The sequence below is a fragment of the Streptomyces sp. NPDC102279 genome, from assembly GCF_044766365.1.
Lineage (GTDB): Bacteria > Actinomycetota > Actinomycetes > Streptomycetales > Streptomycetaceae > Streptomyces.
Map to the genome: position 1 here is coordinate 395,762 of NZ_JBIWLU010000001.1, position 12,427 is coordinate 408,188.

11 protein-coding genes are annotated in these 12,427 nt (G+C 70.4%); 3 read left to right on the forward strand and 8 right to left on the reverse strand.

Features of this window, described 5'->3' with window-relative positions:
* Positions 1 to 25 precede the first annotated feature (25 nt).
* From ACIRQH_RS01660 to ACIRQH_RS01685, 6 genes are all read right to left on the reverse strand, one after another.
* Positions 26 to 1,726, reverse strand: a complete 1,701-nt coding sequence (locus tag ACIRQH_RS01660; protein ID WP_404223612.1) for a methyltransferase — start codon at positions 1,724 to 1,726, stop codon at positions 26 to 28.
* Positions 1,727 to 1,802: 76 nt separating this feature from the next.
* Positions 1,803 to 2,966 (reverse strand): 4-hydroxybenzoate 3-monooxygenase, encoded by a 1,164-nt coding sequence (locus ACIRQH_RS01665; protein ID WP_404223979.1) that lies wholly within the window; start codon positions 2,964 to 2,966, stop codon positions 1,803 to 1,805.
* 323 nt (positions 2,967 to 3,289) lie between these two features.
* On the reverse strand, positions 3,290 to 4,210 hold the full coding sequence (locus ACIRQH_RS01670; protein ID WP_404223615.1) for an NADP-dependent oxidoreductase: 921 nt from the start codon (positions 4,208 to 4,210) through the stop codon (positions 3,290 to 3,292).
* A 22-nt stretch (positions 4,211 to 4,232) separates the two neighbouring features.
* A complete protein-coding gene (locus tag ACIRQH_RS01675) occupies positions 4,233 to 4,871 on the reverse strand; it encodes an HD domain-containing protein (protein WP_404223618.1) in 639 nt (212 codons plus the stop codon).
* A 60-nt stretch (positions 4,872 to 4,931) separates the two neighbouring features.
* On the reverse strand, positions 4,932 to 5,570 hold the full coding sequence (locus tag ACIRQH_RS01680) for an HD domain-containing protein (RefSeq protein ID WP_358819655.1): 639 nt from the start codon (positions 5,568 to 5,570) through the stop codon (positions 4,932 to 4,934).
* 120 nt (positions 5,571 to 5,690) lie between these two features.
* On the reverse strand, positions 5,691 to 6,677 hold the full coding sequence (locus tag ACIRQH_RS01685) for a GlxA family transcriptional regulator (RefSeq protein ID WP_404223621.1): 987 nt from the start codon (positions 6,675 to 6,677) through the stop codon (positions 5,691 to 5,693).
* Positions 6,678 to 6,966: 289 nt separating this feature from the next.
* Here ACIRQH_RS01685 and ACIRQH_RS01690 point away from each other — a divergent pair, with 289 nt between their 5' ends.
* Positions 6,967 to 7,407 carry a hypothetical protein gene (locus ACIRQH_RS01690; RefSeq protein WP_404223624.1) on the forward strand — a complete coding sequence of 147 codons (441 nt, stop codon included), beginning with the start codon at positions 6,967 to 6,969 and terminating at the stop codon, positions 7,405 to 7,407.
* A 109-nt stretch (positions 7,408 to 7,516) separates the two neighbouring features.
* On the opposite strand, the gene ACIRQH_RS01695 is transcribed toward ACIRQH_RS01690, so the two are convergent.
* The gene (locus ACIRQH_RS01695) at positions 7,517 to 8,284 is read right to left on the reverse strand and encodes an alpha/beta hydrolase (protein WP_404223626.1); all 768 of its coding nucleotides are present in this window, start codon (positions 8,282 to 8,284) and stop codon (positions 7,517 to 7,519) included.
* A 508-nt stretch (positions 8,285 to 8,792) separates the two neighbouring features.
* On the opposite strand from ACIRQH_RS01695, the gene ACIRQH_RS01700 reads away from it, so the two are divergent.
* Together ACIRQH_RS01700 and ACIRQH_RS01705 are read left to right on the forward strand one after the other, a co-directional pair.
* On the forward strand, positions 8,793 to 10,007 hold the full coding sequence (locus ACIRQH_RS01700) for a glycoside hydrolase family 3 N-terminal domain-containing protein (protein WP_404223628.1): 1,215 nt from the start codon (positions 8,793 to 8,795) through the stop codon (positions 10,005 to 10,007).
* A 169-nt stretch (positions 10,008 to 10,176) separates the two neighbouring features.
* Complete coding sequence (locus tag ACIRQH_RS01705) at positions 10,177 to 10,734, forward strand: GNAT family N-acetyltransferase (protein WP_388865661.1); 558 nt, start codon at positions 10,177 to 10,179, stop codon at positions 10,732 to 10,734.
* A gap of 78 nt (positions 10,735 to 10,812) precedes the next feature.
* Here ACIRQH_RS01705 and ACIRQH_RS01710 read toward each other — a convergent pair whose 3' ends face one another.
* Positions 10,813 to 12,390, reverse strand: a complete 1,578-nt coding sequence (locus tag ACIRQH_RS01710) for an amidohydrolase (RefSeq protein WP_404223630.1) — start codon at positions 12,388 to 12,390, stop codon at positions 10,813 to 10,815.
* Positions 12,391 to 12,427: the final 37 nt, after the last annotated feature.

Genomic DNA, 12,427 nt, shown 5'->3' on the forward strand with positions numbered 1-12,427 from the left:
TGGGCGTGCCCTGCGCCGAGGATTTCTAGGGCCTGGGTGGGGTGTTCGCCGTACCGGTTCTGCGGGCGTGCAGCACGTTGCCGTCCAGGGGCAGAGGTGCCTGGCCCACCAGAGTGAGGCCCGCGTCGGCGAACAGCTGGGCGTAGTGGTCGGCGCGTCGTTCGCGCCCGCCGACGTTGCACATCATGTGCAGGTCCCAGGCCGTGGCCAGCGAGGCCGATCCATCGGTGGGCAGGACGCGTTCGACGACGAGCAGATCGGCGGTGTCGGGCATCGCGCGGGCGCAGTGGCGCAGGATGTCGAGGCAGCGGTCGTCGTCCCAGTCGTGCAGGACGCGGGACAGCACGTAGACGTCGCCGCCCGCCGGGACGTCGGCGAAGTCGCCCGCTCGGAAGGTGCACCGCGTCGCATGGCCTGCCGCGCCGAGGAGGCGGCGGGCGGTCTCAACGGTGTGCGGGCGCTCCAACAGGAGGCCGTGCAGGCGGGGGTGTGCGGAAAGGATTCGGCCGAGCAGCTCGCCGTTGCCGCCGGCGATGTCGACCACGGTGGCCCCTTCGGGGGCCGCGGTGAGTACGGGGTGGGCGGGCAGCGGGTCGAACATCCGTGAGCCGGCGGCCATCGACCGGTCGAAGAGTTCGGCGAGTTCGGGATCGCGGGCGAAGTGGTCGAAGTGGTTCTCGCCGAAGCGCTCTTCGAACGCCACCTGTCCGGTGCGCACGGTGTGCCCCAGCCCGGCGAAGGACTCGTAGAACGGTCCGCCGTACATCAGCGCCAGCGACCGCATCGACCCTTCGACGTCCGTGCGCAGCAGCCTGCCGGTGTCCGTGAGTCGGAAGCCGTCGCGGCCTTCGCTCACCACGCCGAGCATGGTGAGGTAGCGCAGCAGGGTGGTCAGGTTGGGCGCGAAGGCTCCGACTTCCTGCGCCAGTTCGGCCACGCCGGTGGCCCGCTCCTCGTGCATCGCGTCGGCCACCTCCAGCCGTGCGAACGCGGTCAGGGCCTGGGTCGTCCACGCCCCGGTCAGCAGGCGCAGCAGGGCCTCGGCGGGCTGCCGCTTGCGGTGTTCGTCGAGGTGGGCGGCGAGGATGTCCCGGTGGTCGCCGGGGACGTACAGTTCCACGCGCCGGTAACCGGCCTTCGCCTCTGCGGGCGCGGTGAAATAGAACACCGTGCCGTTCTCGTGGGGGTTGTAGCCGCCGCCTCCTGGGGTGGCGCCGTACCGGCCGAAGGTCGCGCACAGGCCGCGCAGCACCAACGGGTCCGGTGCCTCGACCTCGAAGGCGACGTGTGCCTCGTACTGTTGCTCCCTCTCCTGCGCGGCGACGGTGTCGAGGTCGGAACCCGGCGGCACGGCCAGCGTGAACACCTCGACCATGCGCCGCACCCCGTCCCGGCACTCCACCGCGGGTCGCAGAATGCCGACGTCGAGGTGTGCCGCGGACCGCTTGTGCCGTGCGGCCAGGCGTTCGCGGACGACGACGCTCGGCCGCGGCGGCGCGTCCGCGGCGAGCCCGCAGTCGACGAGCAGGGCGTTCAGCGCCGCCGCGTCGGGCGGGAAGACGAGGAGGGCCGCGTGCGAGAACTCGCAGCGCTCGGCCAGGGTCCGCAACTCCGGACCGTCGAGACCGGGGAGCAGGAGCGGGAGCAGGGTGGCGGTGTCCTGTTCCTTGACGAAGTCGACCGTCGCGCGCAGGCGGGACGTGTCGCCCGACAGTGCCGTGATCATTACGGGAGGTTCCTCATTCCGGGGTTCGGTCGTGTGCGTACCGATGTACGCGGGTGTGGAGCTTGGGGGCGGCGGGCTATACGCCGACGTAGTGCTCGGCGAACCAGTCCTGATGGCTCCGCGAGGTGCGCAGCGAGGTGAGGCGGGAGCGGCGCAGGGAGTTGTGGAACCGGGACTCGCCGTCCGCGCCGGAGGGGCCGTGCAGCAGCCCGATCATCCAGTGGGAGAACTCCTGCGCACGCCAGATGTGTGTCAGACACCGCGCCGAGTAGAGGTCGAGTCCCTCGGAGTTCCCGACGGTGAGGTCGTCGATCAGGGCGGGTGCCAGGACCGCCGCTTCGAGGACGGCGAGATTGGCGCCCTTGGCGGCGGAGGGGCTGATCAGGCCGGCGGCGTCGCCCACAAGGAACAGCGCGCCGTGGCGCAGCGGTTCGAGCACGTCGGACTCCAGGTCGACGACGGCCCGCTGCACGATGGGCCCGCGGCTCAGGGGGCCGTACTCCCGCGCCCGCATCCGCAGTTCGAGCTCGTCCCAGATCCGTTCCTCGGACCAGCCGTCGGCCGGGGTTCCACGCTCGCACTGCAGGTAGTAGCGGGTGACCTCGCTGGTGCGGGCCATGTGCCCGGCGAACCCCTGCTCGTGCACCGCGTACCCGACGGCGTCGAGACTGGGCGGCGCCTCGGCGAGCAGACCGAGCCAGGTCACACCGTGGTCGCGATGGTGGCGAACCGTTCCGGCCGGCAGTGAACGCCGGGCCGCACCGTGTCGTCCGTCGCAGCCGGCCACGTACCGCGCCCGCCACAGGCCGGGCCGCCCGTCGGCCTCGCGCACCGACACCTCGGGCCGCTCACTGTCCGCGCCGAGCACGGTCACGGCCTCGGTGCCGAAGCGGATCTGCCCGCCGCGTTCCAGGAACCGCGTCAACAGGTCGGTGACCAGATCCTGTTGGGGGTAGACGGTGTGCCGCTCGCCCTGCCCGAGCCCGCTGTAGTCCAGCCGGAACCGGCCGTCCTCGGTACGGAACTCGCAGGTGCTGTGGGTCTGCCCGTGCCGGTGCAGTCCTTCGGCGAGACCGTGCCGTTCCAGGATTCGCACGGTGTTGGCGGCCAGGTATCCGGAACGGGCTCGCGTCTGCACGTGCGCGCGCTCGGCCCGTTCCAGGATGACGCAGTCGATTCCCCGGTCGACGAGGATGTTGCCGAGCACGAGCCCGGCCGGCCCGGCCCCGAGGACGAGCACGTCGGTCGCGTGGTCGTCCGGTTGCCGACAACTCTTTCCGTCTGTCACGGAAACAGATACTAAGGAGACCGAAATCCTTGATCACACCGAAATCACCTGAATGCCCCGTACGAATGGAAGAGAGATCGCCGCTCCGGACGGCCCCGTGCGACCGGGTGAGGACATCGCCTCGGCCCACCGGCCCGATGCTGTCCGGGATGGTCGACGCACTCGCCCGGGAACGTCACGGCATGCGGACGAAGATCGCGACCGCCGTTCCGGGACTCACCGTCCCGTCCGCCGAGCGGTGATCCGTGACGGGAGTTGGTGACGACCGGCCGTCCTCAGTCCTCGGCGACCTGAATGATCGTCCTGCCGGAGACACGGTGACCGGGTACGAAGGCGGCGGCCGCTTCGTTGAGCGGACGCACCGCGGCCACCCGGGCGTCAAGGCGTCCGTCGCTGATCCGCTGCACGAGGAGCGTCAGACGCGCGCGGTCGGGTTCGACGACGAAGAACAGTGCTCGCCCGTCCTTGGGCCGAACGGTGGGCGGCCGGGCAATCGTGACGAGTGTGCCCCCGGGGCGCACGAGCTGTGCCGAGCGGTCGAGGACGTCACCGCCGATCACGTCGAACACCACATCGACTTCTCCGGCGTCCTCCAGCCGGTCGTTCTCCAGGTCGAGGAACGCGTGCGCGCCGAGTCCCAGAGCGGTCTCCCGGTCGGCCGCTCGGCCGGTTCCGACCACCCGGGCTCCGGCCTCCCCGGCGAGTTGCACCGCCATCGAACCGACAGCCCCCGCCGCGCCGTGGATGAGGATGGTCTGGCCGGTCCTGATCTGCGCGTGATCGAAGAGGCCCTGCCAGGCGGTCAGTCCCGAGACCGGCAGCGCGGCCGCCACCGTGTGGCTGACGTCCGCGGGCAGCGGGGCGAGATTGCGGGCCTCCACAGCCACGTACTCGGCGAGCGAGCCGTCGCGCGTCCAGTCGGTGAGTCCGAAGACCCGCTGGCCGACCGTGAGACCGGTCGTTCCGTAGCCGAGTTCCGCGACGACTCCTGAGACCTCGTGGCCGGGCACGCTCGGCGTGCGGTCGTGGCCCGCACGATCCCTCCATGTCGCGGGCCAGTCGAGTTCGCCTCGGGTGAACCCCGCGGCGTGGACCCGCACGATGACGTCGTTCTCCGCCGCGTGGGGATAGGGGAGGTCCGTCAAGGTCAGCCCCCTGACACCGGCGTCGCGGTCCCCGGCGGTGATGGCTCGCATGTCATTCCCTCCTTCGTCCGCGTCAGCTCGACCACGGCGCGTCGATGATGCGTTCGACCATGCTGGTACGCCGAAATCCCGGGATGAAGTGCTCCAGCACGTCTGCGTTGACCGTCCCGTACGTGGTGTCCGGGCGATTCCTCAGACCGTCGACGAATTCCTGCAGGAAATCCCTCTTGAATTCTCCGCGCGGGTGGGCGGCGACGATTTCGTCGGCCCGACCATTGTCCAGTTCCTTCAGGCCCCATCCGACGGCGTCGGTCAGTACACCGTAGTTCGTGGCTGCGATCTCCGCGCCCAGGCGACCGGGAATCCCCGGCGTCGTGTGCAGGGCGATCGCCATCCACACCACCTCGGCGGCGCTCTGCGGGAACCCGTGGTCGAGCAGGAACCTGCGGGCATGGTCGGCTCCGTCGAGCTCGAAGCGCTGTTCGTTGTCGGAGTAAGGGGACAGCAGTCCTGCGTCGTGGAACATGGCGGACACGTACAGCAGCTCGGGATCGGGCCGGAGGCCGAGCCTGCGCGCGTGCAGGGAACCGAAGAGGAAGACGCGGCGGGAGTGATGGAAGATGAGCGGATTCGTCGTCTCTCGAATGAGTTCGGCGGCAGCCGCAATTGCCGCCGTCTGAGGAATTTCCACTCCGGAAATGGTCTCGGTCATGAATGTTCGTGGCTTTCCGTGTGATGCGCCAAGGGGCTCCGCGTCGGTCCTGCGGTGCGGTCACTCCGGCCAGGCGGAGTTCTCGATGACGTCGACGAAGTCGGTACGCCGGAAGCCCGGTACGAAATGCGCGAGAACATCCGCGTTCACCGTGCCGAAGGTGGTGTCGGGGCGATGCTTGAAGCCGTCCGTGAACGCCTCGAGGATCTGCCGCTTGAAGTCCGGCCTCGGATGGACAGCCGTGACAGCGTCGATCTGCGCTCGCGTGATGTTGGCGAGGCGCAGGCCCAGCACGTCCGTCTCGACACCCGCGGTGGTCGCCGCGATCTCGGGCGCCATCTTGTACGGCACCTCTGGCGTGGTGTGCAGGGCGACGGCCGTCCAGACGGTGTCCGCGTCGCCCTCGGACAGACCGTGGGCCAGCAGGAAGGCGCGCGCCTGGTCGGCCCCGTCCATTTCGAAGCGCTGATCGTCGCTGCGGTAGGGCGCTACCAGGCCCGTGTCGTGGAACAGTGCCGCCACGTACAGCAGTTCCGGGTCGGGGCTGAGCCCCAGCGCGGCCGCCTGGAGGCTGCCGAACAGGTAGACCCGGCGGGAGTGGTGGAAGATCAGGGCCGGGGTCGTGTCGCGGATGAGGTCGGTGGCGTCCTGCGCGAGCTTGCTGTCGGGGATCGCGACGTCGGCGATGTACTCGGTCATGGCAGCCTTCCCTGGGCGGGCGGGGGGTTCCTGTCCCCAGCATCCGCCGCGCTGGGCCGCCGCGTCCGCGTCGAGATGGCCGAGAAGCCCTCGAAAACGGTCATGGCTCAGGCGGCCGGCTCATCTGGCGGTGCGTGCGGGCGGGGTCGGTGTCGTGGTGGCGAAGCGATGCTGGTACTGAGTGGGGGAAAGCCCGAGATGACGTGCGAAGGCGCGCCGCAGGCTCTCGTAACTGGGGAAGCCCGAGAGGGAAGCCGCCTCGGTCGCGTTGTGTCCGGCATCGAGCAGGGCCTTGGCCCGGTCGAACCGGATCAGTTCCACGTACTTCATGGGCGTGGTGTCCAGTTCGGCGCGGAACATCCGGGTCAGGTGCCGTGGGCTCACCCGGACCCGCGCCGCGAGAGACTCCAGGCCGTGGTCGGCTGTCGGATCGGCCTGGACCGCGTCCTGGATCATCCGTAGCACGGGAGTTCGGGGTGCCGGGCCCTGGAGCGAGGCGGAGAACTGGGACTGTCCGCCGGCCCTCTGCATGTACACCACCAGCGAACGGGCGATCTTGCGCGACAGGTCCGGTCCGTGGTCCTGCTCCACCAGGGCGAGAGCGAGGTCGATACCCGCGGTGACGCCTGCGGAGGTGTAGGTGCTGCCATCCCTGACGAAGATCGCGTCCGGCTCCACCCGCGTCTGCGGACAGCTACGGGCCAGCGCGGCGGTGTGCTGCCAGTGCGTGGTCGCCCGCTTGCCCTCCAGCAGCCCCGCGGCGCCCAGGACGAAGGCCCCGGTGCAGACCGACGCGACCCGCTCGGCCTTGTCCGCCAGGTCTTTGGCCGTGGCGCTCAGCACCGGGTCGACAGGAGAGGCCGGGAGCACATCCCCACCCACCACGAGCAGCGTGTCGAAGGGGTCCGCGACCGCTGCCTCCACATCGACGGGCACGCTCATGCCGATGGAGGACCGCACCGGCGTTCCGCCCACCGAGACGATGCTCAGCCGGTACCGGGCGCCGTACCGGTTGGCTTCGCTGAAGACCTCCGCCGGCCCGGACAGGTCCAGCATCTTCATGCCGTCGAACACAAGGACGCCCACGCTGTGTGCCCGTGATGCCATCGCTCCTCGTTCTCTTCGCTGAGCCGCTCCCCCGCCGTACTGGTCACGTCTACCAGGAAAGAGGCGTGAAGCATGCTTCCGAGCGCGCGCGTGTGACGGCCGGCGCATGCCGGGCCGGCGTGGCCAGACCTTAGGGCCCGGTTCTCCAGCGGCAGTTCGACGCAGGCCGTCGCGGCCTCCTTCCGCCAGTGGAACAATTCGTCCTCGGGGGTCCTCGCACCACAGCAGTCGAACCCACCGGCGTTCCCCTCCCCTTGGCGCCGGCGCCAACCGGAAGGAGACGTGACCCGTGATCGAGTGGGTGTCCCTCAGCAACGGCAGCCGACCCGTGCCCCGGCCCGCGTCCACGTCGCTGGTGTGGGCAACGGCCTTCGTCGGCGCGCTGGTTCTGGTGGCCGTGCTCAACACCACCGTGGGAACCGACCGGCCCGGCCTCGCCCTCACCGCGCTGTCCCTGCTCGCTGTCGTCCTCGGCTTCCCCGCCAGCTTCACCGCGGCCCCGGGAACAGCCCTACTGTGCTGGCTGTTCCTCAACGGCTTCGCCGTACCGCCCGCGGGCACCTTCAGCTGGATCGGGCACCGTGACACCTTCTGGCTCGCCTGCCTGCTGTCCGCCGCCCTCATCGGGACGACACTGGCCCGCCTCGCCCACGCCCGGGCCGCGTACAGCAGACTCCCCGCGGCCACCGCTCTCGTTGTGGAACTCAACGATGAGCCGCACGCCCCTTGACCATCTCCTCCGGCCGAGCCCCGTCGGTCGGTGCGTTCGTCCTCCGGGCACGCGGTCGCGGCACCAGGCCGGCTGGGCGCCGCGACCGCTCAGGTCAGGTCAGGTCAGGTCAGACGGATGGCGAATCTGCTCCGCCGAGGTGCCGGGCGAAGAAGCGGACCGCACTGTCGGCCTCGAACCGGGGCAACTCCTTGTGCCTGCCCGCGTTCACGTGCAGCGACTTCTCCTTCGAGGCGAAGGCGTCGAACAGCGCGAGGCCTTCCTCGCGCGAGATGTGTTCGTCGTCCCACTGCAGGTCGAACTCGATCGGGACGGTGATCCGCTTCGCCTTCTCGGCAAGGGCATCGGGCCAGTGCTGACCGAAGACGGCGGCCGTGATCCTGGGTTCGACCGCCACCAGCGGCACGCCGATCGCGGTGCCCATGTTGATGCCCCAGAACCCGACGAGGCCGTCGGCACCGATCTCCGGAAGTTCCTGGAGAGCGTCCAAGGTTGCCTGGTACTCGGGCACGGCGCGCTGCGTCAGGTGTTCGTTGTAGCGCACGACGATCGGGCCTTCCGGCTCGCCGGCCGCCCTCGCCCGGAACAGCTCGGCGATTTCCGCGTCGTCGTGTGCCGTCCGCGGCCGGTCGCCGTGACCGGGCGCGTCGATGACGGCGACGTGGAAGCCGCAACCGGTCACGAGGCGATGAGCGCGGCCGGACATCGCCGGGTGCTTCTTGTGGTTGCCGCCGCCGTGAGCCATGAGGATCAGGGGCGCGCGCTCGGCCGCATCGGCGGCGGGCGACCAGAGGACGCCGGGGACGTCACGCACGGTGAAGTCGCGCTCGAGCACGCCGTTGGATGAGGACTCGGCGGTGAACTGCGGAGAACGCATACGTGGTGCCTTTCGGGAGTGCCTTGTTGTCGAGGCGCTCCCGGCGACACCTGTGTCAATCGCCCGACCGTGACGAGAGAGGGAGCACCCACATGGATACAGCGTTCATGGGTCTCACCTCCTCGGGACGGTGCCGCGGTCGACGGAAAGTTAACAGCTCGACCGCGATCCCGCCCACTCCTTTTTCCCTACGTGATCACGGCTCCAGTGGGCCCCGACACCCCAGGACTTCCGTCGTCGAACCCGCTCCGGATCGCGATTCCGGCGGCCGGCACGCCGACCCGGAGGTAGGTCAACTCCCTCGGGACAGGCTCTCCCTCGTCCCCAGGGCGAGCCCCGCACGCCTCGCCGAGTGACCGCGGGCGCCGGGCGGTGCAGGAGGCCGCCATGCGCAGGTCACCTGCCATGCGCGCACTGGCGGCACATCCGCACGTTGATACCATGAGCATGGCATCTGACTATCCGCCCGACGTCCGGGCGGCCCGCATCAGGCACCGTCGGAGTATTCATGGCATCCCACCAGTCGCCGGCCCACCGCTCCCCCGTCAAGCGCCGTGTCCGGCTCGCGTCCTCGCTGGCCCTGGCGCTGGCGTTGGCAGGAGTGGCAGGCGTACAGATCTCGCAGGCCGCCATCATCGACCCGACCGGGAAGGCCCCGAAGTTCGCGGCGAACACGTGCGCCGACACGACCTTCAGGGCGATGACGGGTCCGCAGCGCGTCGGTCAGCTCTTCATGGGATCGGTCACGCCGTCCGCACCCGACGGCAAGCGGATCGCCCTCATGCAGCAGTACCACGTCGGCTCGGTGTTCCTGGCCGGCCGGAGCACGGCCGGGACGAAGGCGACCAAGGCCGTAGTCGACCCTCTGCAGGCGAAGGCGGACACCGCGGCGGGCCATCGTGTGGGCCTGCTGGTCTCGACCGACCAGGAGGGTGGACACGTACAGGTGCTGTCCGGCCCCGGGTTCTCGACCATCCCGACCGCGCTGACGCAGGGGACCTGGACCACGGCGAAGCTGCGCAGCGAAGCCGCGGTCTGGGCCAAGGAGCTCAAGGCGGCCGGCGTGAACCTGAACCTCGCCCCCGTCGCGGACGTGGTGCCGGAGAGCCTGGGCAGGGACAACGCCCCGATCGGTCACTACGACCGCGAGTTCGGCCACACCGCTGCGACGGTCGCCCCGCACAGTGACGCGTTCCTCGAGGGCTCCGCCCAGTCCGGGGTGTTGCCCACGCTCAAGCACTTCCCGGGACTCGGCTACGTACGAGGCAACACCGACACCACGGCCGGCGTGGTGGACAGCGTGACGACGAGCAACAGCGCGAGCATCTCGGCGTTCGACTCCGGTATCAAGGCCGGGGCGCCGTTCGTCATGATCTCCTCCGCCACCTACAGCAAGATCGACTCGAAGAACCGGGCCGCGTTCTCCTCCACGGTGATCCAGGGACTGCTCCGCAAGGACCTGGGCTTCAAGGGCGTGGTCATCTCGGACGACCTCGGGAACGCGGTGGCGGTGAAGTCCGTGTCCCCGGGCGACCGCGCGGTCAAGTTCCTGTCGGCCGGCGGCGACGTGGTCCTCACGGTCGAACCGAACCTGATCCCTGCCATGACCAAGGCCGTACAGAGTCGCATGACACAGAGCTCGACCTTCCGCGACCAGGTGGACCTGAGCGTGCACCGCGTCCTGAACGCCAAGCAGAAGGCGGGCTTGCTGTCCTGCGACTGACCCGCGCGCTCCTGAGACTGCGAGTCATGTGAGCACGGCGACGGCCGCCGGGCAGCGGGGAACCGCGTGGACGGCGGGTGGCCTGCGGGCCTGACGTGCCGTGAGCCGAAGGCAGGCGGGCATGTTCCGGCCCGCGAAGCCGTGGGTCATGAGATGGGGAGGGGGCGGCATGACGTCGTTGCGGTTCCGTGTGGGGGGTGCCGACGATGCCGCGAAGGTGGCATCGCTGCATGCCGACAGTTGGCGCAGGCACTACCGCGGTGCCTACGCCGACTCGTTCCTGGACGGGGATGTCGTCGCCGACCGCCGGTCCGTGTGGTCGTCGCGGCTCGCCGCACCGGGCGACAGCCTGACGGTTGTCGCCGAGTACGACACCGAACTGGCGGGATTCGTGCACGTCGTCTTCGACGCCGATGAGCGCTGGGGCAGCCTCGTCGACAATCTGCACGTCGTCCACGGCCGTCAGCGCACCGGCATGGGTGCCGCGCTCCTCGCCCGGGCCGCCGAGGCCGTCACCGAGAGGGCCGCGGGCCCGTCCATGTACCTGTGGGTGCTGGAGCAGAACACCGCGGCCCGGCAGTTCTACCGGGCCCTCGGCGGCACCTGCGTCGAGAAGGCGGTGGTGTCGGCTCCCGGCGGTGTCCCTGCTCGGCTCAACGGGTCACCCCACATGCTCCGCATCACCTGGTCCGACACCTCGTCGCCGGTGCCGCTCGCTGACCGCTGACCGCGACGGCAGGATCACCTCATGACGTCCACGGACGGTCCTGTGCCAGGTTCCCGCCCCCCGCCGTCCGCGATGTGCTCAGTCCGCGCGGTGTGTGATGTGACCGCCGACGGCCGTGAGGCGGACCGGCGCCTCGGCGGTCTCGTCCGCGGGAGCGCAGGCGGGATCCACACCGAGGGCCGTGAGGTCCGCCCTCAGCCCAGGTGCGATCCGTCCGGCGTCCTCACCGGCGGCGCGTGCCGCGTGCGAGGTGCAGCCCTCCAGGGCCATCAGCCCGGTGAGCCCCTGCCGGGAACCTGCGGCGCCCTCGGGCGCCTGCGCCATGGCCAGGACCCGGCGTACGTCGTAGTGCGCGATCGGCCAGTCCGAACCGAGCGCGAGCACCGCGCCCGCGTCCCGCAGGTCCCGGATGCGCCACGCGCGGGACGCCCGGTCGGAGCCGAGACGCCTGGACCACTCGTCCGCATGGTCACCTCGGGTGTAGGCGGTGTGGGGCGGCTGCATCGACGCCGCGACGCCGAGGGCCGCGAAGCGCGGGATCGTGTCGTCGGGCACCGTCTCGATGTGCTCGATCCGGTGCCTGCCCGCACCGCTCGCGCCGAGGGACTCGACCGTGTCCAGGACGTGCCGTACGGCCGCGTCGCCGATGGCATGGGTGGCGGTTCCGACGCCGGCGGTGTGCAGATGGCGCACGGCGTCGGAGTAGGCCTGGGGGTCGGGCCAGAAGGCGTCCGTGCCCTGCCCGTGGCAGTCGGCGTGCTCCAGCCACGCGGTGCCGCCCTCGACGGTGCCGTCCATGAAGAACTTGACCCCTCCGACCCGCCAGTGCCGGCCGGCCTCGCTCTGGAGGGCGATCAGCTCGTCAAGACCGTCCTTGTCCGTACCCGGCATGCACCAGGGCGCGAGGCGCAGTCGCAGGGGCAGCACCGCCTCGTCCTCCACCGATGCGAGCAGTCGCGGTACGTCGCCGTGCCCCAGGTCCATGACGTGCGCGCCGGTCAGTCCTGTGGCCGCCATCTGTGACAGCAGCGCGAGCAGTCCGGTGCGGCGCTCGTCGAAGGAGGGCCTGGGGACGGCCTCGAGCATCAGATCCATGGCGGCGTGCTCGACCAGGTGACCTGTGGGACGGCCGTCCGCGTCGCAGACGATCTCCGCGCGCTGTGCGAAGGTGCGCGGCCCCGTGATCCCCGCGGCCTTCAGGGCGGTCGTGCTGGCCAGAGCGGAGTGCCCGTCGTAGAAGCGGACGAAGGCGGGGGCGCCGCCCAGTTCGTCCTCGATGAGGACGCGGTCGATCCTCCGGCCTGCGAACACGTTGTGGTCGAGCCCCCAGGCGACGACCCAGCCGTCGACCCGTGGGGAGTCGCGCAGGGCCGCCCGGAGTTCGTCGAGCGTGCGCACGCCCGACAGGTCGGTACCGGTCGCCATCTCGAGTCCCCACACCGGGTGGCTGTGCGCGTCGACCAGGCCGGGGACGAGGGTGGCGCCGGTGAGGTCGACGCGCTCCGTCGCCGGACCGCTCCACTCGCGGACGATGTCCTCGGTGTCGCCGACGGCCGCGATCAGACCGTCCCGGACGGCCACGGCCGTAGCCTCCGGCAGGGCGGGGTCGAGGGTGCGGACGTGGGCGCCGGTGAGCAGCAGGTCGGCTTCGGACACGAGTGAGCTCCGTTCGGGTGTGTCTGAGGTGGGGGCA